General features: G+C 67.9%; 19 protein-coding genes and 1 pseudogene. 8 read left to right on the top strand and 12 right to left on the bottom strand.

Going from position 1 to position 22,485, the window contains the following annotated elements:
* Positions 1 to 19: 19 nt before the first annotated feature.
* The 9 genes from VFU06_10395 to VFU06_10355 form a co-directional block, all read right to left on the bottom strand.
* The gene (locus VFU06_10395) at positions 20 to 1,027 is read right to left on the bottom strand and encodes a hypothetical protein (GenBank protein ID HEU5209813.1); all 1,008 of its coding nucleotides are present in this window, start codon (positions 1,025 to 1,027) and stop codon (positions 20 to 22) included.
* Between the two features lie 5 nt (positions 1,028 to 1,032).
* Entirely contained in the window at positions 1,033 to 2,616 is a 1,584-nt protein-coding gene (locus tag VFU06_10390) for a hypothetical protein (GenBank protein ID HEU5209812.1), read from the bottom strand.
* Positions 2,617 to 2,627: 11 nt separating this feature from the next.
* Complete coding sequence (locus VFU06_10385) at positions 2,628 to 6,167, bottom strand: SusC/RagA family TonB-linked outer membrane protein (GenBank protein HEU5209811.1); 3,540 nt, start codon at positions 6,165 to 6,167, stop codon at positions 2,628 to 2,630.
* Positions 6,164 to 7,159 (bottom strand): FecR domain-containing protein, encoded by a 996-nt coding sequence (locus tag VFU06_10380; GenBank protein ID HEU5209810.1) that lies wholly within the window; start codon positions 7,157 to 7,159, stop codon positions 6,164 to 6,166. The genes VFU06_10385 and VFU06_10380 overlap by 4 nt, the downstream gene beginning before the upstream one ends.
* 92 nt (positions 7,160 to 7,251) lie before the next feature.
* Positions 7,252 to 7,794 carry an RNA polymerase sigma-70 factor gene (locus VFU06_10375; protein ID HEU5209809.1) on the bottom strand — a complete coding sequence of 181 codons (543 nt, stop codon included), beginning with the start codon at positions 7,792 to 7,794 and terminating at the stop codon, positions 7,252 to 7,254.
* Between the two features lie 137 nt (positions 7,795 to 7,931).
* Entirely contained in the window at positions 7,932 to 8,564 is a 633-nt protein-coding gene (locus VFU06_10370; GenBank protein HEU5209808.1) for a sigma-70 family RNA polymerase sigma factor, read from the bottom strand.
* Between the two features lie 367 nt (positions 8,565 to 8,931).
* Positions 8,932 to 9,798 (bottom strand): hypothetical protein, encoded by an 867-nt coding sequence (locus VFU06_10365; protein ID HEU5209807.1) that lies wholly within the window; start codon positions 9,796 to 9,798, stop codon positions 8,932 to 8,934.
* 168 nt (positions 9,799 to 9,966) lie between these two features.
* On the bottom strand, positions 9,967 to 11,160 hold the full coding sequence (locus VFU06_10360) for a saccharopine dehydrogenase C-terminal domain-containing protein (protein HEU5209806.1): 1,194 nt from the start codon (positions 11,158 to 11,160) through the stop codon (positions 9,967 to 9,969).
* Positions 11,161 to 11,299: 139 nt separating this feature from the next.
* Positions 11,300 to 13,663, bottom strand: a complete 2,364-nt coding sequence (locus tag VFU06_10355; protein ID HEU5209805.1) for a PBP1A family penicillin-binding protein — start codon at positions 13,661 to 13,663, stop codon at positions 11,300 to 11,302.
* Between the two features lie 377 nt (positions 13,664 to 14,040).
* Between VFU06_10355 and VFU06_10350 the strand changes: the two genes are divergently transcribed.
* The 7 genes from VFU06_10350 (at position 14,041) to VFU06_10320 (ending at position 17,664) form a co-directional block, all read left to right on the top strand.
* Entirely contained in the window at positions 14,041 to 14,988 is a 948-nt protein-coding gene (locus VFU06_10350; GenBank protein ID HEU5209804.1) for a Phenylacetic acid catabolic protein, read from the top strand.
* A gap of 5 nt (positions 14,989 to 14,993) precedes the next feature.
* The gene (locus tag VFU06_10345; protein HEU5209803.1) at positions 14,994 to 15,488 is read left to right on the top strand and encodes a metal-sulfur cluster assembly factor; all 495 of its coding nucleotides are present in this window, start codon (positions 14,994 to 14,996) and stop codon (positions 15,486 to 15,488) included.
* Entirely contained in the window at positions 15,485 to 15,688 is a 204-nt protein-coding gene (locus tag VFU06_10340) for a hypothetical protein (GenBank protein HEU5209802.1), read from the top strand. Before VFU06_10345 ends, VFU06_10340 begins: the two co-directional genes overlap by 4 nt.
* Positions 15,688 to 16,494 carry a Phenylacetic acid catabolic protein gene (locus VFU06_10335; protein HEU5209801.1) on the top strand — a complete coding sequence of 269 codons (807 nt, stop codon included), beginning with the start codon at positions 15,688 to 15,690 and terminating at the stop codon, positions 16,492 to 16,494. The genes VFU06_10340 and VFU06_10335 overlap by 1 nt, the downstream gene beginning before the upstream one ends.
* Before the next feature lie 3 nt (positions 16,495 to 16,497).
* Positions 16,498 to 16,695 (top strand): hypothetical protein, encoded by a 198-nt coding sequence (locus tag VFU06_10330; protein HEU5209800.1) that lies wholly within the window; start codon positions 16,498 to 16,500, stop codon positions 16,693 to 16,695.
* An 87-nt stretch (positions 16,696 to 16,782) separates the two neighbouring features.
* A complete protein-coding gene (locus VFU06_10325) occupies positions 16,783 to 16,983 on the top strand; it encodes a hypothetical protein (protein ID HEU5209799.1) in 201 nt (66 codons plus the stop codon).
* A 27-nt stretch (positions 16,984 to 17,010) separates the two neighbouring features.
* Positions 17,011 to 17,664 (top strand): methyltransferase domain-containing protein, encoded by a 654-nt coding sequence (locus VFU06_10320; protein ID HEU5209798.1) that lies wholly within the window; start codon positions 17,011 to 17,013, stop codon positions 17,662 to 17,664.
* Between the two features lie 33 nt (positions 17,665 to 17,697).
* Here VFU06_10320 and VFU06_10315 read toward each other — a convergent pair whose 3' ends face one another.
* From VFU06_10315 to VFU06_10305, 3 genes are read right to left on the bottom strand one after another with little or no spacing between them, the layout of a single operon-like run.
* Complete coding sequence (locus tag VFU06_10315; GenBank protein ID HEU5209797.1) at positions 17,698 to 20,202, bottom strand: PBP1A family penicillin-binding protein; 2,505 nt, start codon at positions 20,200 to 20,202, stop codon at positions 17,698 to 17,700.
* Positions 20,203 to 20,205: 3 nt separating this feature from the next.
* The gene (locus tag VFU06_10310; protein ID HEU5209796.1) at positions 20,206 to 21,225 is read right to left on the bottom strand and encodes an NAD-dependent epimerase/dehydratase family protein; all 1,020 of its coding nucleotides are present in this window, start codon (positions 21,223 to 21,225) and stop codon (positions 20,206 to 20,208) included.
* A gap of 3 nt (positions 21,226 to 21,228) precedes the next feature.
* Positions 21,229 to 21,555: a hypothetical protein gene (locus VFU06_10305; protein ID HEU5209795.1), complete on the bottom strand. Its 327-nt coding sequence runs from the start codon at positions 21,553 to 21,555 to the stop codon at positions 21,229 to 21,231.
* A 363-nt stretch (positions 21,556 to 21,918) separates the two neighbouring features.
* Between VFU06_10305 and VFU06_10300 the strand changes: the two are divergent.
* Positions 21,919 to 22,119, top strand: a pseudogene (locus VFU06_10300) (cold shock domain-containing protein).
* The last annotated feature ends 366 nt before the right edge of the window (positions 22,120 to 22,485 follow it).

Below are 22,485 nucleotides of genomic sequence, written 5' to 3'. Positions count from 1 at the left end.
CAGCCGGTGAGTCGCGATCTCAGGATACGACGTCCGCCAGCCATGCCGCGACGAGGCCCGTCAGCAGCTCGTACGCGTCCTGCTCCGTGCGAACCTCACGCGCCAGCTCGATGTGGATCCAGCGCCCGTGCCCGAACTCGGCGTTGGAGTGGCGTCCCTGCGGGTTGGGCGAGCCCGTGAGCTGCGTGTAGTCGGCGTCGTCGGCGATCAGGCCCGCGACGAAACCTGCGTTCCGCAGGCTGTCTCGCAGCGCCCGCGCGTCGTCGTTCGCCGCGAGTGCGCCCTGTGCATCGGCGCCGAGACTGAGCACGGCGTCTGCCGAGCCGATCGGCTCGTCGTAGTTGTCGCGCGCAAAGCCGTGCACCGACACCACCATCTCCGCGTCCACCGCGAGTACTTCGTGCACGCCCTGGAAGACGCTTCCCGTGGCTCGCGCCATGTCGGATTCGTCGCCGCCGTTCGCATAGCGGTGTGTCCCTGCCATGAGCAGTGCCCGGCAGCGGCACGCGTCGTACAGCTCGGCGGCGACAGCGGGCGTGTTGGTGTCGAAGAGCGGATGATTGACGTGCACGTCCGCGGCGCGCGCACCCTTGCGGACGATGTAGGTGCCCCAGCCGCGCTGGATCGGCGCACGCTCGATCATCACGACCACGCTGTCGCCGTGTCCAGCCTCGACCGCCGCCTCGACGTTGTAGCCGTACAGCTCCGCGAGCGAATCGGCGCGTACGATGCGCCCGGCACGTGCGTCCTCGAGGATCCCGACCATCGCGATGCGCTGGTCCGGCGTCGGCGGCCGGTAGTCGTCCGAGTCGCGCCGCGGCATGTCCGCCTTGACCTGCTCGAGCAGCTCCCCGACGTCGATCGTGTCGGGCAGCACCCGCTCATCCGCCGGCGGCGGCGCGGGAGGCGGTGGTGGCGGTTCCGTGCTGCTCGAGCCGCCGCCGCATCCGACCAGCAGCGCAGCCGAGACGATGACGGCGCGACCGAGGTCGCGCCGCCACACGTGATCGTCGAACCGCTTCGTCATCCGGCTCACTCGCAGCGCGGCAGGTCCACCGGGCAGCGGTGGTACTGCGGCGCCGGTGCAGCCCCGCCCTGGTTTCCGCCGAACGTGTAGAGCGCCAGGCCGAGGTTCTCCAGCTCGCGGCCGGGGATCGGGAAATGAATCAGCGACCCCTCCTGCATCTGGTTGTTGCCGCGCAGCCAGTAGTAGATCTGCTGACCCTCGACGCCGGTCATCTCCAGCTGGACTTCGTGCTTCCACGCGTCCCAGAGGCTGCCGCAGTCGCCGTCCATCTGCTTCGGCACGCAGTCGTATGCCTCCGGCGGCCCGTCGATGGTCACCGGCGGCAGCTCACCGTTCTGCACACGCGTGATGTTGATGAGCGGGACGGCCTCTTCCGCACGGCCGAGGCGGATCAGCGCCTCCGCCTTGAGCAGGTTCATCTCGTCGACGGTCATTGTCGGCTGCGGGCCCTGGTACCAGGTCTCGCCCTGGCCCGAGCGCAGGTAATAGTACCAGGAGAACCGGTACGTGCCGCGGCTCGACGAGAACAGGTTGTTGCGGTTGTAGCCGAAGTACTTGCCGAGGTCGTCGGGCTCCTCACCGTGGATGCGGCGGTCGGTCGTCTCGATCTGGAACGGCATGCGGTCTTCCGAGTCCGCTGCGATCCACTCCTGGAACCCGCCCGTCGAGTCGGCCGGTCCGAGCGCGATGTAGTCCATGCGCCAGTGGTCGCCCGGGCGCGTGCGCACTCGCGCCAGCAGCCGGCGATAGTCGCTCTCCCACGACTCCAGGACGCCGACCGGCGCAAAGTCCTCCGTGATGCCCGCATCAATGCGGCGGATGACCTCGTTCCAGTCCACGGCAGCGCGCTCCTCCCACGTGCGGGCGGAGTTGGCGATAAAGCGGGCCGCGTAGGAGTTCGCGAGCTGCGCCAGCTCGTCGTTCGTCATCTCCTGCCCGTTGATCCAGTCAGGGCTGCCCGGCACCACGAAATCGTTGGTCTCCATGATGGCGATTGCCTCGTCAATCATGGACAGTGCCGTGTCGATCACGACCGGGTACGGCGCGAACTCGGTGAGGTCCTTCTCCTCCAGGTCGTCGAACTCGTTGACGATCAGCGCCTGGTCGAACAGCAGGCCGAGGTACCCGTACGACAGCCCCTGCATGAGCTTCGCAAAGGCGCGTGCGCGCGGCGTGTGGTCCGTCCCGTCCACCACGATGTCGAGCCCGTCGTCGATCGCCTGCAGTCCGTCATGGACGTTGGAGATGACGTCGTACAGGCCGTACCACGGCTGGTCGTTCACCGCGCGGCGACCGTTCAGCGGACTGTTGTTCCAGGCCTCGCGCGGCTCCCACGAGAGTTCGACGACCGCGTAGTCGAGGAACCCGCCCGTGGTGTTGTCGACCATCGCGGTCAGCGCACCGTTCGGGTAGTTGAACTGGTTGTTCCGGTAGAAGCGCACCATCTGTGTCGAGATGAGCGCCTGCACATCACTCGGGTTGCTCGTCGCACGGTCGCGGTCCGGCAGGTTCGGATTCGCGACGTCCAGGTCCTGGCATCCGCCCAGGAGGAGCGCGCCGGCGAGCAGCAGAAACGTTGGATTGCGCATTCTATCTTCTCCTAGAAGCGAAGCTCGACGCCGGCCGTGACCGTGCGGTACTGCGGATAGTCGAAGCTGTCGATCCGCTCGAGCGGGGTGCCGATCTCCGGATCGAAGCCCTTGTAATCCGAGAACGTCAGCAGGTTGCGACCGATCAGGAACACCGACAGTCCGTCGATCACGCCGAGGCGTGCGGAATCGAGCAGCGACGTCGGCACCTGCCAGCGCAGCGATGCCTCGCGCAGCTTCAGGTACGTTGCGTCCTCAATGAACCAGTCGTTGATCACGTTCGCGCCGTACAGTGCCGTGTAATAGTCGGTGGTCTTCTTGAGCTCTTCCGGCTTGCCCGCCTGGTCCGTGTCCCCGCTGCGGAAGTACTGGTACATCCGCTGGTTGGTCCGGTTGTAGACGTCGCCACCGATCTGCGAGTCGAACAGCGCGTAGAAGTTGAGTCCCTTCCACGTCAGGCTGCTGCTCAGGCCCAGGTGCATGTCGGGGTTGCCATCACCGATCCGCACGACTGCCGGGTTGCCGGTCTCGTCATACTGGCGGATCGGCGTGCCCCAGTCGTAGGTGATGTCGCCGAACTCGGCGGACGTGCCCCACTGGTGATTGCGCCAGTCGCCACCTGCGCCCACCCACACGAGCAGGCCGTCGTCGTTGACCATGAACTCGTCGGCCGGCGCGCCCTCGGGCAGCTCGTCAGCGCTGCGCAGGAAGTGGTTGCCGTACATCGTGCCGAGCGTCTCGCCCGCGCAGCGGTAGAGCTGGTTGGAACCGCCATCGCGGTAGCAGGGACGGTTGAACTCGGTGATCTCGTGACGCGAGCGGTCGGCGATCAGGCCGACGGTCCACTGCAGGTCGGGCTTCTGCAGCACGCGGGCTTCGATCGTCGCTTCCCACGTGTTGCCCTCGACCGTGCCCGCGTTCTGCCACTGCGACGAGAACCCGAACGCCGCCGGCAGCGGGATCTGCAGGAGCTGGTCCTCCGTCACCACCTTCGCGTAGTTGAGCTGCACCGAGAAGCGGTCGAACAGGATCGCGTCGATGCCGAACTCCTGCTCCGTTGCGCGCTCCGGCTTCAGCTCGCGGTTGCCGAGCGTGGACTTCGTGAGCCCACCGCCCGCAGCGAAACTGTACGTCTCGTAGCGGTTCAGGTACGACGGGCGGCCGCCCGCCGTGCCGATCGAGTAGCGCAGCTTGAACTCGTTCACCTGCTCCAGCGGCCACCAGGCCTCCTCCGCCATGCGCCAGGCAGCGCTGCCGCGGTAGTACGTCTGCCAGCGCTCGTCAGGCCCGAAGAGCGAGCTGCCGTCGCGGCGCACCAGCGCGTCCACGATGTACTTGCCCGCGTAATCGAGGCCGAGGATCGCGAAGTAGCCCTCCGAGCGGATCTCCTCCGTGTTCCCCCCGATCGTCGGCATGAGACCCGCGTTCAGGTCCGGAACGCCCTCCGCCGACAGGCTTGCCGCGGTTGCCGAGAAGAAGCTGTAGTCCTCGCTCTCCATGAGCGCACGCAGCGTGAGGCGGGTCGCCAGATCGCCGAAGCTGCGACGCAGGTTCGCGCTCAGCGAGCCGTTGATCGCCGTCGTCTCGCCGCTGCCGCGCTCCACGTTGCCGCCGACCAGGCTCTGCGTGCTGGTCTTCTTGCCGCGCGGGAAGTAGAAGAACGTGTGCCGGTCCGAGCGGTCGTAGCTCAGGTTGCCGTCCACGCTCAGCCAGCCGGTGGGCGAGTAGCGCAGGTCCGCGCTCGCCAGCGTGCGGGCACGCTCCTCGGTTTCTTCCTGGACCGCGAGCGCGTACAGCGGGTTCGCCGTGACGCCCAGCGGATCGGGCTGGTAGATGTACGGCGTGCCGTCCGGATCCGGCTGCAGCAGGTCGGAGTCGGGCTCCGTCTGGATGAGGTCGAGGAACAGGTTGCCCGGGAGTCCGTCGCGCTCGGAGCGAGCGTGATAGGCGCTCAACGAGAATGCCAGGTCGGAGCGCAGCCGGTGATCCAGGTTGACCCGCAGGTCGTTCATCTCGTAGCCGCCGTGCTCGAGCACGACACCCTCGATGTTCCTGCGGGCGTACGATGCGTAGAAGTTCGTCGAGGCGCCGTTCTGCGCGATCGAGACCGAGTTCGTCGAGTAGCTGCCGGGATCGAAGAACTGGTCGACGTGGTCATACGTCGCGCCGGGATACGGCTGGTCCAGGAACCGCTCGGCTGCGGGGCGCTCCACACGATCCTCGCGCGCCACTACGGCGCCTTCTTCGTCCACGTACTGCCCTGCGGCGTTCACCAGGTAGTGGTGGTGCGCTGCACGGGACATGTCCCCGGCCAGGCTGTTCTGGCCGAACTCCGAGCGAACCGTGATCCGGGTGTCGCCCTCCTCGAGGTTCGTGCCCCGCCGCGTGCGGATCTGGATCACGCCGTTCGCCGCCCGCGACCCGTACAGCGACGCCGCCGCCGCGCCCTTCACGATCTCGATGCTCTCGATGTCGAGCGCATCGATGTCCGCCGACGAGCGGCCGAACGTGCTGGCGAGGATGACACCATCCACCACGATCAGCGGGGCATTCGACTTCGTGATGCTGGTCGGCGCACGCAGCACGATGTTCACGCCGGCGCCCGGCTGCGGGCTCGTCACGATGCTGGCACCCGCGACCTTGCCCTGCAGCGAGTTCACGGCGTTGTCGACCGGCACCTGCAGCGCCTCGCCGCTCACGCGCGCAACCGTGAACGGAACACGACGCGCCGACGTCGGATCCACGACACCGGTCGCGACGATCTCGTCCAGCGTCAGCGCCGTGACGCTCATCGACAGGTTGACCGTCACCGAGCCGCCGTCCGGCACGCTCACATTCTCGCGCGTCGCGTTCGCGTACCCGATCCGCTGCGCCTCGACCGTGTACAGGCCGGCCGGGACGTCGCTGATCGCGTAGCTGCCGCTCGCGTCCGTCAGTGCGTTGAGCGACGTGCCGACCACGTAGACCTGAACGGAAGCGAGCGGCTCCTGCGTCGCCTCGTCGGTAACGCGCCCGACGATTGTGCCCGGAGCGCCGCGCGTGAACATCGCGCCGACACCGCCCGTCAGCTTCGACCACAGGCTCTCCTGCGCCCGCACCGCGCCCTCGCGCGTGAGTTCCGCAGGCGCGACCGGGCTCGTGACCAGCGGCGCCGAACTCTCCATTCGACGATCGATTCGCGGCGCAGCCCGCCGCTCGATCAGGATCTGCGAACCGACATCCTCGAAACGGAAACGCGTGCCCGTCAGCATCCGCTCCAGTGCCTGCCGCACCGTCAGCGTCACGCACTCGCACGAGATCGGCCCCTCCGATTCGAGCAGGGACGGACTGTAGATGAGCGGCACACCCGAGCCGCGCTGCAGCTCCAGCAGCGCATACGGCAGCGTGACGTTTTCCAGGTCGATCCGCGCCGGACGATCCAGCAGCGACTCCGGCGCCATCGAGATCTGCGCCGGCATCTGCGCCTCTGCGGGACGCGCAGCTCCCAGCGCCACTGCAGCGAGTGCGACCAGGCGCAGCAGTCCCGTGCCTGCGCGATTCCTCTGACTCATTCCTGTACCTCCACCATCACGAGTGTGTCGGTCACCGTACAGCGCGCCACGACTGCACGGCACAGCGTCGGAACCAGCCGGTCCAGCGGCTCGTCCGTGAACAGCGCCGTCAGCGTGCGCTCTCTCAGCGCAGGAGCAACCCGCACCTGCACGTCGTACATGGTTTCGATTTCGGCAGCCGCCTCGGCGAGCGACGTCCGCTGGAACACCAGGGTGCGGCCCATCCAGGACGCGATTTCCTCCGGAACGACCCGCTCCGCACGGACCGGCTCGCCGCCCCGTGCCACTGCCGTTGCCTCACCCGATGTCAGCTCGATCGCCTCCGTCGCGCCCTTCACCTCGACGCGACCTTCGATCACGGAGACGCGCGCGCTGTCGTCCGTCGCGCGCACCTCGAAACGGGTGCCCAGCACGCGCACCGCCCCCGCAGGCAGCACGATCTCGAACGGGCGCGCGGGATCGTGCTCCACGGCGAAAAAGGCGAGTCCGCTCAGCTCCACCCGGCGCTCACCAGCGACCACCAGACGGCTCGAGGGACCGAGCCGTACCAGCGTGCCGTCCGGCAACCGCGCCGTCTCGCCACCGGATGCATCCGTCGCGAACACCAGCGGGACAGGACCCGACGGCGCAGGCTCGCGCACCAGCAGCAGCAGCGCCAACGACGCCGCCAGCAGCCCGCCCGCCGCATACAGCCAGCGGCTGCTGCTACGACGCCGGCGCGGCGTGGCGGGCGCGTCATCCCGCGACACGATCCGCAGCGTCGGCTGCGCCTGTGCCGGTTCGTCCAGCCGCGCCGCCACACGAGCCCACGCGGCGTCCACGTCCCAGTCGCGCTGCTTCACCGCGCCTGCCTCCCACACCCGCTTCACCTGCCGCAACAGCTCCGCATTCGCCGGGTCGCGCGACCATTCCCGCAGCGCGGCTTCCTCCGAAGCCGTCGCCTCGCCAGCCTGCAGCCGTGCGATGAGCCGCCAGACGTCGCGTTCGTCCATTCCACTTCACCGGAGTCAGGTTGTGTAGCTCGTACAGGAAGACACGCGAGCCGTGCCCTACCCGTACATCGAGCCGGAAATCGGAAGGCTGACTAGTCGAGGAGCGGGGCCAGGCGGTAGCGGAGCAGCTTCAATGCACGCCCGATCTGCGTTTCGACCGTGCGGGGGGAGATGTTCAGTACTTCCGCAATTTCAGCGTGGGTCAGATGCTGGCGACGGCTCAGGTCGAAGATCAGGCGACAGCGTTCCGGCAGGTCGCGGATCGCCGCCGCAGCCGCCTCGCCGAGAAGCCGCAGCCGGAGCCGCTCATCCGCTGGCGGACTCGCGGAGACCGGGATGTGGGTGATGTCCGAATGCTGCCGTTCGAGAGCCGCCCGCCGCCGATGGTTGATCGCCGCGTTGCGCGCCGATCGGTACAGGTAGGAGCGCAGCGAATCGTGCCGGCGCAGCTGCGCGCGCGCACGCCACAGCCGGAGCAGCACGTCCTGCGCAAGCTCCTCGGCCTCCGCCGCACTGCCGACCTGGTCGGCCAGGAAACTGCACAGCCGCCCGTACTCGGCGCGAAAGAACTCCTCGAACGCCGCCCGATCGCCCCGCCCGATCCGTTCCGCTACACCTTCGGCCGGCGTGCACATTATCAGCGGTTCGCCCGCCATACTCTCACTTTCGGGTTTCGGCCCCTAGTGTAACGAGCGCGTTGCAGCAGTGCAAAAGAAAAGCGGGACCGACTCGTTCGTCGGCCCCGCATATTCGGGCAGAATACCTCGATCGCCTAGTTCAGCAGCGGCTCGATCAGCTCAGCGAAGCTCGTGCGCGCCCGGTGCAGCCGGCTCTTCACCGTGCCCAGGTTTACGCCAGTGATCTCCGCGATCTCCTCGTAGCTCTTGCCTTCGAGCTCACGCAGGCGGAACACCAGCTTGTGATGCTCCGGCAGCTCCTCCACCGTCTGCTCCACGATCTGCTGCAGATACCGCTTGCGGTACTGGTCGTCCGGGCGCGCCAGACCGTCCTCGAACTGCAGCGGACGGTGATCCGGCTCCCAGTGCGTCGTCAGCTTCTGGAACAGCACCAGCGGACTGCGCGAACGGTTGCGCAGCTCGTTCTTCGCCAGGTTCGAGCAGATCGTGTAGATCCACGTCGAAAACTTCTTCGTCTGGTCGAAGCGGTGCAGGTGCCGCGTCACCCGGATGAACGCTTCCTGCACCAGGTCCTCCGCACGGTCCCGATCACCCGTCTTGCGACCAATGAAATGAACCAGCCGGTCCCGATACCGGTCGTAAAGCTCCGTGAACGCCCCCGGATGCCCTTCCAGGTGCGCAGCGACCAGCTCGCTGTCGCTCAGCTCCGGAAGGTGGACCGCCCGGCGCCCCTCCACCGCCTGGCTCTTGCTCGCGGTCTTGACCACGGCAACTCCTTTCCTGGGGAACAGACGCCCACCTCGGTGGCCGTCCTCATGTCCCGTATGGGCCACCCGCGCCACGGCGCGACCGACCATTTCAATGACGATTAAATATAACCCCGCCAGGCTGTCGCCTCAAGGGGGTGAAGTCATTGCGCGACAACATATTATTGCCGGCCGCAACCTGCCCCGAGCGGCCTCGACGCGCGCCCCGTACTGTTCAAGGACGGATTGAATTTAGGGAATGTGACAGGGCGACGCCATCCGGACGTGATGGATCGAACGGAGGGCCTGGGGCTGGTTGTCGTCGCGTGCCGTGCCAGGCGTCGCGCGCCCGGAACGTCGCGGCCGGTGCTGGGGTCGCGCGCCTGGCCTACCGGGAGGTCGCCGCCTGGCGCGTCTCGGCTCCGCAATCCAGGCGTCCGCGCAGCGGGGTGAGCGTCACGAGGACGCCGTCGGCGCCGAGATCCTGCGCAATTGCGGGAGTGCAGTACCGGGTGACCCGCCCATCGCGGACGGAGAGTACCACGTCCCCGTTGGCGATGATCTGGAAGCTGCGGGTGTCGGCTGGCAGCTCGAACCGCAGGTCGAGCGGTTCGCCGGCGAGGGCAATCACGAGAGGATCCGCCTGTCCCGCCGTGACCTGGAGCGGACGCGTGGCGGCGAGGCGGAATGAGCTTCCGCGCATGTGCACGTCGATCCGTTCCACGGCAGCCAGCGACGGAATATGCACCGACGTCGGGACGGTACTGGCGCCGTACACCGGGTAGTACCCGTCGGCTCTGGGCGAGACTGGCGGTGCCGGAGGTGACGGTCGTGCCGCTGGAGTCGCCTCTGCCTCGCTCCCCCACTGGATCGTCTGTATCGGGGTGAACGCGCCGAGTGAGCGGCTGGCGCCCGGTGCTTTCACCGAGACGTACACACGCTCCGGCACCGTGACGATGAAGACGGCGCGCTGCGCGCCGGCGGCGGTCAGGACCAGCTCATCGCCGCGCCAGCCTCCCAGGGCAAAGCTTGCGACGCCCGGCGACGCAAGCGCCGCGATGTCGACGCGTGCCGCGCGCGCACGCACGATCTGCAGCTCCCCCGGCACCGCGGCGTTGACGGCGATCGTCAGGTTGCGCTGAAAGAATGGGTACGAGCCCCTGGCGACGTCCTGCTCCTGTCCGGAAGCGGGACCGGCCATCGCGCCGGCGAGCAGGGTGCCGGCAATCAGGGGAATCAGGCGGAGCCGCGGCATGCGTTCGTGGTACCGCACTCCACGGGCCAGGATCCTCGCCGGGCAGCCAGCCACCCCCTTTTCACCGCGGACCATACGGATTTCTACCACGGAGTACACGGAGAGCATCTCGGTGTCCTCTGTGGTTACAGCTGTTGCTTGAACCCTCTCGCTCGAACGGATCCGTTGCTACGCGATCTGCCGGATCTCGATGCCGCGCCTGCGCAGCTCCGTGATGTAATGATCCGCGGGCATGGCGACGTCCGGGGTCTTCACCCCCTTGGCGCGTGTGAGGCCGCGCACCTGGGTCTGGCCGGTGATCGAGAGGGAGAACCCCGTCGTGCGCTCCATGGCGCTGATGCCGTGCGCCTCGTCCATGCGGTCGACGAGGTCCCACTGCACGCGGTGCGGCTTGCCGTCCTTTTCGCCCTCGACTTCCACACGCAGTGCGACGAGGTCCGGCGCTGCAGGCTTCTTCAGGCGCGGCTCGGTGATGGCGATGAAGACGTCGCGTGGCACGACGTTCGTACCCTTCACGTTCACGGGCTCGAGCTCGAGGAGCCCGAGATCACGAATCGCACGCATGATGTCCGCGTGACCGGGGTAGCGCAGCGTCTTGTACTCCATGGAGCGGATGCGGCCTTCCCAGTTCCACGGCATGGTCGAGAGTCCGCCCGCCGTATGGAACGCCTCCAGCGTGCCGACCGGCTCATCGAACTTCACGGGCTCGATCTCGCTCAGCGCATCCACTTCCAGCGGCTTGCCGTCACGCACGATCCACGACTTCGTCGTGTAGTAGTCGAGCACGCCCTCGATGGAGTACACGATCTGGTAGTTGAGCGGCGGCTCCGGGTTCTGCGGGAGCCCTCCCACCCGGATCTTCACGGAATCGGCGCGATCCAGGCTGTCGATGCCCTTGCCGGCGAGGATATTGACCATGCCGGGCGCGAGGCCGCAGTCGGGGATCACGGAGATGCCGCGCTTTGCGGCCTCCTCATCGAGCTTGAGCTGGTCGAACACGATGGCAGTGTTGCCACCGAGGTCGCAGTAATGAATGCCGGCCTCGACGGCGAGCTTCGTGATGTCGAGGTTGAAGTAGTAGGGCAGTGCGTTCATGCACGCGTCGACCCCCTCCATCGCGCGGCGCACGCTGTCCGCATCGCGGGCGTCGATGTGCACGCGCTCGAGCCGCTCATCACCCGCGTACGGCTGGAGGAACGGGGGGAGTCGATCGACCTGTTGATCCGCGAGCCGGACGCGGCTCACGCCGTCACTGTTGAGCAGGTCGTACGCACAGGCAGAGCCCTGCAGTCCGGCCCCGAGTACCAGCATTCTCATGTCGTAACCTTCCTCGAAGCGCGGCGTACCGCGCTCTGATCGCATCTCTCCGGGTGGCAGCCCGGCTTGTTTCGGCGGCGGAAAGTGGCGGACGTGCACGCCGCCTGTCAAACGCGGATGGGCGTGCACAACCGGCCGTGCAGACGGAGGGTCCACACGGCCGGAAGCAGGTCTGTCTGTAGTGCTACCGCAGCTGCGGTAGCCCGCCGGAATCAGGAGGCGGATTGCGCTGCACGGGCTCGCCCAGCACGCGCGGCGGAGTGGTCGTGTCCTGCTGCTGACGCTGCTGCGCACGCTGCGACCGGTTGTCGGGAGCCGTGTCGATGGTCGTCTGCGGCGAACGGCGCACGCCGAGGGAATCCTCCTCCTCCTTACCGAGGACGCGCGAGCGGAGTCGCTCCCAGAAGCGTTCCCGCTCCTCGCTGCTGACCGAGGTCGTGTCGTACGGGTACGTATACGTCGTGTCGTACGGGTAGCCGTAGATCGAGTCGTAGGGGTAGCCACCCAGCGAGTCCATCCAGGTCGTCTGGTAGTAGCTCGGATCCCGGTAGCACTCGCCGATGGGTGCGGTTCCGGACAGGAAATATTCGGTGTGGGTCGCGCCGAACGTCGGACAGCCGCTGCCGACGATGGAGCCCGTCTCGTCCACCTCGCGCGTTTCCACGCCTGCAGGCGGCGACCAGTCGGAGGAGGACGGCGCGATCTCCCGCATTACCCGCCCCCAGACGGGGGCGGCGATCTCACCACCGGTCGCACCCCTCAGGATGCGCTGCCGCCGGTCCAGCCCGTACCAGATGACACCGACGACGTCCGGCGTGAACCCGACGAACCACACGTCTGCCGCATCCTGCGTCGTGCCGGTCTTGCCCGCTGCCGGACCGCGATACCCCGCGCCTCGCACACCCGTCCCGGTTCCGCGGTTGACCACGTCCTCGAGAATGTTCGTCGTTATGAACGCCACCGCGGGCGAGAGCACACGCTGCGAGCTGGGCTGCTGCGCCCAGACGATGCCGCCGTCGCGATCCACCACGCGCTCGACCAGCCGCGGCTGCGTGCGCTGCCCGAGCGTCGCGAACGGCGTGTAGGCTTCCGCGAGCTGCATCGGTGTGACCTCGCTCGTGCCCAGCACCACCGCCGGATTCGACTCGATGCGGCCCAGCCCCATCTGCTCCGCCAGCCCGATGATCCGTGACAGCCCCACCTCGCCGGACAGCCGCACCGTGGCGACGTTCTTCGACTGCACCAGCGCGTTGCGCAGGCTGATCACGCCCGCGTAGCTGCCGCCGTAGTTCTTCGGCTCCCACGAACGGTTGCGGTCCACCATCAGCCGGATCGGCTGATCGATCAGCTGGTAGCTGGGCGAATAACCCGCCGATATCGCAGCGGCGTACACGAACGGCTTGAAGGCGGAGCCGGGCTGCCGCATCGCCTGCAACGCGCGGTTGAACTTCGAATCGTCATAGTCGCGGCCGCCGACCAGCGCCAGCACGTCGCCCGTCCGCGGATCCATCACGATGCCCGCGGTCTGCAGGTATGGTGTGCCGTCCTCGAACGTCGCGCCGGAATCGGCATGTGCGCTCGCGTACGTCGCGTGAGGATAGCCGCCATACGCGCCTGACTCGATCCTGCGCGCCTGTTGCGCCAGCTCCTCCTCCAGCACCCGCTGCGCGCCGAGGTCCAGCGTGGTGTGGATCCGGTAGCCACGAGTGTAGACGGCGTCGCCGAGCTGCTCCTCCAGGATACGGCGCACTGCTTCGACGAAATACGGCGCCTGCTCCTCCGTGCTGCGCTCTCCCCGACGCAGCTCCAGCTCCTCGGCCGCCGCCTCATCGTACTCCTCGGCGCTGATCAGCCCCTGGTCCCGCATCCGTGTCAGCACCACCTCCCGCTCCGTCTGCGCCTGGTCCGGGTTCACGCGCGGGTTCAGCCGCGACGGCGCACGGGGCAGCGCCGCCAGCGTCGCGGACTCCGCGAGGTCCAGCTCCGTCGCAGACTTGCCGAAGTACTCCTGCGCCGCCGCCTCGATGCCCCACGCACCCTCACCGAAATAGATCTGGTTCAGGTACAGCTCGAGAATCTCCTCCTTGGAATAGCGGCCCTCGATCTGTCTTGCGACGCGCGCCTCGCCGATCTTGCGCCACATCGTCTTCTCGTTCGCCGGCAGGTCGTCCGGGAAGACGTTGCGCGCCAGCTGCATCGTGATCGTGCTCGCACCTTCCTCCACACCTCCCGACCGCACGTTCTGCAGCATCGCACCGAACACGCGACGGACGTCCACGCCACCGTGTTCCCAGAACCGCTGGTCCTCGATCGCGACGAAGGCATCGCCCACGTGCTTCGGCAGCGAGTCCAGACCGATGTAGACGCGTCTCGTCACGAACAGCTTCGCGACTTCCTCGCCGTCACGATCCAGGATCACCGATGCCTCGTCCGGCATGTATCCGCGCAGCATGTCCACGTCCGGACAGCCCGCAACGCCGCACCGGAACCAGAGAACCGCGCCGACCGCGAGCAGCAGCAGGAACACCGCGCCCGTCGCCGCGAGCACCCGGCGTCCCCGGGTACGATCCCTCCAGCGAGCACGGCGCACCACTGCCGGCTCGCCGCCGACAGTCCCGTCAGCTGCTTCGTCGCCCCTGCCGGGGCCCTCGCCCGGCAGCCTGTCCTCCGGGCTCGTGCCGTGCCCCGGCGTCTCGCCCGGTCCTCGCGGACCCGGGTGCCCGTCCTTCTCCATACCTGCCCCTTCGGTTCACCGGCTCCATCAGCCGGCGGATCGTTGTGCGGATTGCCGGTTACGGAAGGAGCAAGGAGGATACCACCTGCGGGGTACCCGCCCCGACTGGCTGATTACTTGCGCAGCACAGTGTGCGACACCAACTTCCGGGCCCTGTCGAACGATCGTTCGAAACCGCGGGAGGCCACGCCGTGAGCCGGTTCACCGAAGACGAAATCAAGCAGAAGGTCCGCGACGGCTACATCCTCGAGTCGCCCGACGAGATGACCGAGGGGTACCGGAAGTCGCTGATCGTCCAGCTCCAGGTGCAGGCCGACACGGAGCTGATGAGCGCCCCTGCGTACTGGATGGCCGCGCAGGACGCGCCGTCGACGAACACGCAGGTAAGCGCGGTTGCCATCATCCAGGACGAGCTGGCGCACGCCAACATCGCCTACCGCATCCTCGAGGACATGGGCCTCGACAAGGAACAGCTCATCTACGGGCGTGAGCCGCACGAGTTCAAGCATCCGTACGGTTTCGACCAGCCACTCGAGAGCTGGGCGGAGCTGGTCACCGCCAACGGCTTCTTCGACCGGGCCGGGATCACGCTGCTCTCCGACGTCTACAGGAACACGAGCTATGGGCCGCTCAAGCGGGCGCTCGTGAAGGTGGACCTGGAGGAGACCTTCCACCTGCGTCACGGCGAGGTGTGGATGAAGCGGCTCGCGCAGGCGGGCGGTACGGCGAAGGAGAAGCTGCAGCGCGCGGTCGACTGGATGTTCCCGATGACGGTGGAGTGGTTCGGATTGCCCGATGACATGAAGCGACATAGCGGCCAGCTCGAGTACCGGCTCAAGGGGCTGACCAACGACCAGCTCCGCCAGGTGTGGATGAGCGCGACGGTGCCGCTGTGCGAGAGCCTCGGGCTGGAGGTACCCGCGCACTGGAGCGATGAGGAGCAGAAGTACGTCCTCGACTTTCCGTTCCCGTGCGAGTACGACGCAGAGGCCAAGCACTGGGACTTCACGAGCGGGCAGATCAGCTGGGACCGCGTGTTCGAGCGCTGGAAGCAGCGCGGCCCGATGAACGAGCGTTACGTCGAGAGTGTGCGCCGCAGCCATGCGCCGCTGGGTCGCATGATGGCGCAGGCGGCCTGATTGAGATGACGCAGTCGGAAGCCATTCGTTCGGTCGCCGCGGCATCGCGACGCACCCGGCACGACCTGGTCGCGCTGCGCACCGCCGAAGCCGCGCGACGCGCAGAGGCTGTCTCGGAAGCGCGCGCCCGCGCGGGCGTGGACGAGGCCGCACTGCGACGCGCGCGCGAGGCGTGGGTCGCTTCACTCCCGCACGACACGGCCGCGCTCTGGCTGGCGCTCTGCGATGTCAGCGATCCGGAGCTGCCGATCTCGCTCGTCGACCTGGGACTGATCTACGACATTCGTCGTGTCGACACGCACGTCGACGTGGACTGCACGTTCACGGCGTCGGCCTGCCCCTGCATGGCGTTCATCAAGGAGGATATCCGTGACCGCCTGCTGGAGGAGCCGAACGTCTCGAGTGTTCAGGTGCACGAGGTGTGGGATCCGCCCTGGACCGTGGAGCGGATGACCGAGGAGGGACGCGCGGTTCTGCGCGGTGCGGGGGTGACGGTATGATCTTCGAGGTATTTGCACGCAAGTCGCGGGGCGAGCCGCTCCGCCACATCGGCAATCTCAACGCGCCCGATGCCGAGCTCGCGCGCGTGTATGCGTTCAACACATACGACGAGGAGCGCTGGTTCGACATGTGGGTCACGCCGCGCGAGCACTTCGTCGAGGTCTTCAACGCCGAGCGCCAGAACGGAGACGTTCGCTGATGGCCCGCACGACCACAGCCTCGGTCGAGCTGGACGGTGCGGCCCGCACCGCCACGCACGATCTCATCCTCTCACTCGCCGACAGCAAGCGACTGCTCGGCATGCGCTACGCGGAATGGATCCTGGGCGCGCCCGAGCTCGAGGCCGGCATCGCCTGCGCGTCGATGGCACAGGACGAGTGGGGACATGCCAGGCTGCTCTACGCGCTGCTCAAGGAGTTCGACGTGGACGTGGACCGCGTCGAGCACGGGCGTGAAGCCGATGAGTACTGCAACATGGTCGCGCTCGACGAGGCGCCGGATGACTGGGCAGGACTGATCGCGATCAACGTGCTCTGCGATGGCGCGCTCACGGTCCAGCTCGAGGCCCTGCGTGCGTCCAGCTACGTGCCGCTGCGCCAGCGCGTCGGCAAGCTGCTCGAGGAGGAGAGCTTCCACGCCGCTCACGGGGCGGCGTGGTGGCGCCGCTTTGCGTCGGCCTCCGACGCATCCCGCACCGCGCTGCACGACGCCGTACAGGCCCGCGCTGGCGACGTCCTCGCCTGGTTCGGCCCGGATGGTCCGGGAGCGCGTACACTCATTGGCGCTTCGGTCGCGGACGGGGCGGGCAGCACCCTGCGCGAGCGGTTCGTCGAAAAGATTGCCCCCCTGCTCGCCAGTGCCGGGCTCGGCGACGTCTTCACGAACATCGAGCCGTCGTTCGAAAGCTTCGAGGAGGCGCGGCGCAGGCCTCATGGTCGCGCACCCGACCGGGCGACGATCCAGCGGATTCGCGGTGATCGCAATCGCGAATTCCTGATGGACTGACCCGTGTCCACCTCGCCCGCACGCGACGCGACCGCCTTCGGCCTGCCCGAGCATCCGCCCTGCCCGTTCTGCAGTGCGGAGCACACGGAGCTGCACTCGCCCTTCGGCCCGCAGCTCTCCGTGGCGACCTACTGGTGCAATGACTGCCGTACCGCGTTCGAGCTCCTGAAATGGCGCAAACAGTGCGACACCGGTTCGTGAACATTCCGTAATCCGGCGTTCACCCTCCCGTCAGTCCCGGTTGGCCATCTTCCCTGGAGTTACGGCAACCGGGGAGGGGCAGTACTCATGAAGAATCGCGATTGCATTCGCTGTGGCACGCGACTGGCCGGCAGCGAGCACGAGTGCCGGGAGTGCGGGACGTCGTGGCCGCACCTGCGAATGCTCGAGGCGGGTCGTGAGAGCGAACGCCTGGACGAGGCGCTGGTGTGGGTGCTCGGCGCGATGCTGACCGTGGTCACCTTTTTCATCGTGTTCGTTGCCTGGTAACGTGCTTCACCTCAGCCAGCCGGTGCAGTGGCCTGTGATTGCCTGAACGCAGGGCTCGACGACGTCTTCGGTGAGCGCTTCGCGCGCCGCGAGGCACGGCGGTTCCGCAAGCACGGACTGCCCCGGCGGGCTCAGCGGGTGATCGAAGTGGTCCGCCCGCTGGTCCGCTTCCATGAGGCGACTCTCCTCGAAGGCGGCGCCGGCGTCGGCGGCATCTCGATCGAGCTGCTGCGGCACGGCATCCGGCAGGCAGTGGTCGTCGATGCGATTCCTGCCGCCATCCGCACTGCCCGTCAGCTTGCCGAGGAGTACGGCGTTGCGCACCGCATGAGCGGCATGGTCGCCGATTTCGCGCACATGGAGGACGACACGGTGCACGACCTGGTCGTGCTCGACCGGGTCGTCTGCTGTTATCCGGACTGGCGCGGCCTGCTCGACGCCGCTGCCAGTCGCGCGTCCCGCACGATTGCGTTCACCTATCCGCGCGCTGCCTGGTGGACACGGCTGGCCAGCTCGGCGGGGAATGGCATCCTCTGGATGGGGCGTCGGCGCTTCCGCATGCATGTACATCCCCCGGAAGCGATGCACGCATTCCTGCGCTCGCGCGGGTTCGCGCCCCGCGTGGCGGGCCGGCTTGGTGCGTGGGAGATCTGCGTGGCACCGCGCCTCGCCGGAACCTGACCCAGCCGAACCCCTGGCCGGACGTCCGGGCGGTCAGTGAGCCAGCGTGTCGGCCGCGGTCGTCGTATCGACCGTTATCGTATCCACCCGCACTGAATCGACCGACGGTGCCGCCGTGTCCGGCGGCGCTGCTGGTGGCAGCAGGATGGAGTCGGTGATCACGCGCAGGGTGTCCCGTGGCAATGAGTCCGGGCGCTGGATGGAATCCAGTGCGGGTATGAAGATCCGGACGCGGGGTCGGAACGAGTCGGCCGGCACGATCGGATCGGCGACCTCGACGGCGCGCGGCAGTCGCGGCGTGCCGATGTAGCGCTCCTCCGTGCGCGGCGGAATCGGCCGCTCGTCTTCGGAGCCGATATGCCGCGCGAGCACGTGCAGTGCGCGCTGCCAGGTCCGCTCGAGCCAGGAGCCAAGCCGGGCGAGCAATCCGCGGGACTCTCGCGCGGGGGTTCCCGCCGGGCACACGGATGCGGGCTCGTCGCCTGCGACGAACAGCTCCGTGATCGCAGCTCCCCTCTCGGGGCGGCACCCCTCGACCAGCACCAGCCCTGTCGCGGGATCCACCGGAAGCTCCACGACGCGCTCGGGCGCCGTCCACTCGGGAGGGGTGGGGCGCTTCTCGTAGACCGCGTCCATGAGCCGTCCCCAGAGGGGCGCTGCAAGCTGTCCGCCGTTCGCGCCCTCGATGATCGGCTCCGGCACGTCGAAGCCCATCCATACGCCCGCCACCAGGTCCGGCGTGTACCCGACGAACCACACATCGGCTCCATCGTTCGTCGTGCCGGTCTTGCCGGCAGCGGCCGCACCGAACCCGACCTGCCGCACCGCTCTTCCTGTTCCCTGGTCGACGGTTTCCCGAAGCATGTCCGTCACGATGTACGCGACTGCTGGATCGAGTACGTCCTCCTCCTCGATCTCCGATTGCCAGACTACTGCGCCCACTCCGTCGATCACGTGGTCCACCAGTCGAGGCCGTACCGCTGTGCCCAGGTTGGCGAAGCTCGTATAGGCCGCGGTCAGCTCGAGCGGTGTCACCGCACCCGAGCCGATCGCCGCCGATGGCACGTCCGGTACGTCACTGCGGATACCGGCCCTGCGCGCCAGCCGCTCGATGTTCGCGAGGCCGACATCCTGCGCGAGTCGGATCGCCGGTATGTTGCGCGACTCGACCAGCGACTCGCGCAGCGTGATGAAGCCCCTGAAGGTGCCGCCGTAGTTCACTGGCTCCCACACCTCGCCGCCCTCCAGCTCCATGCGCAGTGTGTCGTCCAGAATGTGCTGGCTCGCCGCAAAGCCCTGCTGCAGTGCTGCGGCGTACACGAACGGCTTGAATGCACTGCCCGCCTGCCGGCGCGCACGTGTTGCGCGATCGAATTGCGAGTGCGAGTAATCGCGGCCGCCGACCAGCGCGAGCACATCACCGCTCGCGGCTTCGATCATCACGACCGCGCCCTGCAGGTAGCGCGTCGACTCCGGCGGACCACCCGTATACCGATCACCGTCGTACGCGCCGTAATGGCCGCTCTCGATCCGGTCGAGTTGCCGCTCCAGCTGGCGGGCCGCGATGCGCTGCAGCGCCGGGTCCAGCGTCGTATGCACCACGAGCCTCGTCGTGTAGACGTCCTCGCCGAGCCGGTCCTCCAGGACGCGACGCACCGCTTCGGTGAACCAGGGCGCGACACGTTCTTCGCCATCGCGCCGCGCGGGAGGATCACGACGAACGCGCAGCGGGACGTCGCTCGACTCCGCTGCGCTCTCTTCGCTCACCCGCTCCTGCTCCGCCATCAGCTCGAGCACCAGGTTGCGACGCGCCAGTGCGCGCTCCGGGTACCGGCGCGGGTTGTACAGCACGGGCGACTTCGGCATGGCCGCGAGCAGTGCGGCTTCGCTCAGGCGCAGCTCGGATGCAGGCTTGCCGAAATAGTTGCGCGCGGCCGCATCGATGCCCCACGCACCGCTGCCGAAATAGATGTTGTTGAGGTACAGCTCCAGGATCTCGTTCTTCGTGAACTTGCGTTCGATCTCGCGCGCCACCCGGATCTCGAGCACCTTCCGCTGCAGCGTGCGCTCACGGCCTGGCAGCGTCTCGGGCCACACGTTGCGAGCGAGCTGCATGGTGATCGTGCTGAACCCCTGGACGACCGAGCGTGCACCAGCGTTGGCGAGCAACGCGCCGCCGACGCGTCGCACGTCCACACCGCCGTGCTCGTAGAATCGCTTGTCCTCCACCGCCAGGAACGCACCTGGCACGTGCTCCGGCAGGGCGTCCAGCGCAACGACGTCGTGGTCGATTGGCGAGAGGTCCGCGAACTCCTGGCCGTTGCGGTCGAGCAGCACGGTGGCGCCGCCCGGCTGGTAGGACGCCAGCCGCTCGACGTTCGGGCAGCCGGCTATGCCGCAGCGGTGCCAGAGCAGCGCGACGATGGACCAGACGACGACGTTTGCGAGGAGGAGGTGGCGCGGGCGAAGTCGACGCACCCCCGCCGCGACACGCGTCCGGGCGCGCTGCAGTGCCGCGCGCAGCTTGGCGGCGGGCATGGCTCAGGCGCCGGGCGTGCGCCGACCGCGCGCCAGCTTTGCGCGGAAGAACGCGACCGTCTCCGGCAGCCCCGCAGCCAGCGAGCGCGGCGTGAAGCCCAGCTCCCGGGCAGCGCGCGCGTGCCCGAAGGTGTACCGCCCGCGCGTTACGACGTTCACACCCTCGAGTGACAGCGGGAAGCGCACGCCGGTACGTCGCGCCACTGCATCGAGCGTGCGGCCGATGCCGCGCGCGAGCGGAGCGGGCGTGATCGGGCGCGGCGCAAACACATTGCCCAACTCGGCTACCTGCTGTACGAACCGGTCGAAACGCTCGTTCTCACCGCCCAGCACGTACACGCCGTCAGCCGTGCCGCGGTCCGCCAGCGCGATCAGCGCCTCGGCAACGTCGTCGACATGCACGAACGAGTACCACGCCGGATCCGCGATCAGCGTCGGCACGCGGCGGCGCAGCAGGTCTTCGATCAGTTTTCCGGCCGGCCCCTCGTCGCCTGGTCCGTAGACGTACGCGGGGCATGCGATCAGCACCGGCTGCCCGCTCTGCTGTGCAGCGACGGCGATCCGGTGCGCTTCGGACTTGGTACGGTGATAGATCGAGGGGTACGGCCCGGCGTACGGCGGCTGGTCGTCTCCGGTGGAATCCGGCGCGACGGGGCCCAGGGCTACCGTGGAGGACACGTAGATGACGCGCGGCGTGCGCGCGTGCTGTGCGGCGCGCAGAAACGCACGCGTGCCATCCACGTTGGTCGCTTCCAGGGCCGCCTCGTCGACCACGCCGATGTCGTAGATCGCGGCAATGTGATAGGCGAGGTCCGCGCCGCCCAGGCCATGCTCGAGAGCGGCAGGGTCGTTCACGTCGCCGGGGATCAGCTCCGCGCCAAGCTCCTCCAGTGAGCGCGCCGCGCGGGAGGCGGGCGAACGCACCAGGCACCGCAGCCGGGCGCCGCCTGCTGCAAGGCCGCGCGCGATCCTGGAACCGATGAAGCCGGTCGCACCGGTGAGAAAGACGACGCTGCCGCTCACGTGCTACCCGCGCTCCGGGCGCTCGTCATCCGCCGGGCCGACTCTCCAGCCGATCTCGATGCGGGCGCCGTCGATCATCGCCTGCTGTGCCGGAATCACGATGTCGAGCTCACGGGTGCGCTCCAGCCGCTCCTGCGTCTGACGGCCGGCCGTGGTCGGGAACCCCAGAATCTCGATCACTCCCGTGCGTCCGTCAGGGCCACTCACCCGCAGGCGGCTGCCTGCCTTCAGCTCCTGCAGCCGGGGCACCCCGTCCGCAATCTTCAGCCGCAGCAGATGCCCGCGATACGGGACGTGGAGGGAATCGGAAACCTTCAGCTCATAGCTCATTTTGCAGACACTCCCGCGTGGATCGTTGCAGCAAGGTGGCGTCGTTCGAGACAGGACGTCAACGACACGCCCACCGTGTCGCGTTCCCTCCCGATCGCCCCACTTGCGTAGCCGCCCGGGGCGTGACTACACTTTGAATGGTGGCTTCATCGCATCCGTGCCGGAAAGACGTTTGCACGTGCACTCGCTTCAGTCCGTCGTCCATTTCCGCGGTTCTCGATAAGGACCTGCGCGCCCTGCGCGCGGGGCCTTTTTTTATTGTGCGCCGGCCGCGGGCGCGTTCTCCGCGGCGATTTCCGAGGGTACGGCACATCGCACCGCACCTTCGATCTGTCTCAACCTTTCATACCAGGAGTACCGGCGATGGCTCGTACCAATGGCACCGTCAAGTGGTTCTCGCAGGAGAAGGGGTACGGCTTCCTCCAGCGGGAGGGCGGGGCGGACGTGTTCGTGCACTACAGCGCAATCGATGGGTCCGGCTTCAAGGTCCTCTACGAGGGTGAAGAGGTCGAGTTCGACATCATCGAGGAGGCGAAGGGCCCCAAGGCAGCGAGCGTGGTGCGCCTGAATCCGCCGGCCAATCCGCCGCGCGGCCAGGGTGGCGGCCGCGAGGGCGGTCGCGGCGGATTCGGCGGTGGCGAGCGTGGCGGCTACGGCGGCGGCGAAGGCCGCGGTGGCGGCTACGGCGGTGGTGGCGGCGGCGGACGTCGCTACGAGAACAACCGCTACTAGCCTGACGCCGCGCAGCGACGCGGCCGCGGTGCCGGGAAACGCGAAAGGGTCGTCACGTGACGACCCTTTCTGCTTCCATGACGCGGCTCGAACCATCATGTCGCTGACGGGTACACCGCAGCGACCCGAACCAGCGAGGAGACGCAGGTGGCAGAGATCCAGTGTGCACGGTGCGGCCGGACGGCCGAGCAGCTTGCA

The organism is Longimicrobiales bacterium (genome assembly GCA_035764935.1).
GTDB lineage: Bacteria > Gemmatimonadota > Gemmatimonadetes > Longimicrobiales > RSA9 > DASTYK01.
Note: the sequence above shows the minus strand (reverse complement) of the source record. Positions and strands in the feature narration are given on the sequence as shown.

Excerpts from the sequence above, each read along its gene's own strand:
- VFU06_10395 (HEU5209813.1), bottom strand. The coding sequence starts at position 1,027 with ATGACGAAGCGGTTCGACGATCACGTGTGGCGGCGCGACCTCGGTCGC.
- VFU06_10390 (HEU5209812.1), bottom strand. The coding sequence starts at position 2,616 with ATGCGCAATCCAACGTTTCTGCTGCTCGCCGGCGCGCTCCTCCTGGGC.
- VFU06_10385 (HEU5209811.1), bottom strand. The coding sequence starts at position 6,167 with ATGAGTCAGAGGAATCGCGCAGGCACGGGACTGCTGCGCCTGGTCGCA.
- VFU06_10380 (HEU5209810.1), bottom strand. The coding sequence starts at position 7,159 with ATGGACGAACGCGACGTCTGGCGGCTCATCGCACGGCTGCAGGCTGGC.
- VFU06_10375 (HEU5209809.1), bottom strand. The coding sequence starts at position 7,794 with ATGTGCACGCCGGCCGAAGGTGTAGCGGAACGGATCGGGCGGGGCGAT.
- VFU06_10365 (HEU5209807.1), bottom strand. The coding sequence starts at position 9,798 with ATGCCGCGGCTCCGCCTGATTCCCCTGATTGCCGGCACCCTGCTCGCC.
- VFU06_10360 (HEU5209806.1), bottom strand. The coding sequence starts at position 11,160 with ATGCGATCAGAGCGCGGTACGCCGCGCTTCGAGGAAGGTTACGACATG.
- VFU06_10345 (HEU5209803.1), top strand. The coding sequence starts at position 14,994 with ATGACGCAGTCGGAAGCCATTCGTTCGGTCGCCGCGGCATCGCGACGC.
- VFU06_10340 (HEU5209802.1), top strand. The coding sequence starts at position 15,485 with ATGATCTTCGAGGTATTTGCACGCAAGTCGCGGGGCGAGCCGCTCCGC.
- VFU06_10335 (HEU5209801.1), top strand. The coding sequence starts at position 15,688 with ATGGCCCGCACGACCACAGCCTCGGTCGAGCTGGACGGTGCGGCCCGC.
- VFU06_10325 (HEU5209799.1), top strand. The coding sequence starts at position 16,783 with ATGAAGAATCGCGATTGCATTCGCTGTGGCACGCGACTGGCCGGCAGC.
- VFU06_10315 (HEU5209797.1), bottom strand. The coding sequence starts at position 20,202 with ATGCCCGCCGCCAAGCTGCGCGCGGCACTGCAGCGCGCCCGGACGCGT.
- VFU06_10305 (HEU5209795.1), bottom strand. The coding sequence starts at position 21,555 with ATGAGCTATGAGCTGAAGGTTTCCGATTCCCTCCACGTCCCGTATCGC.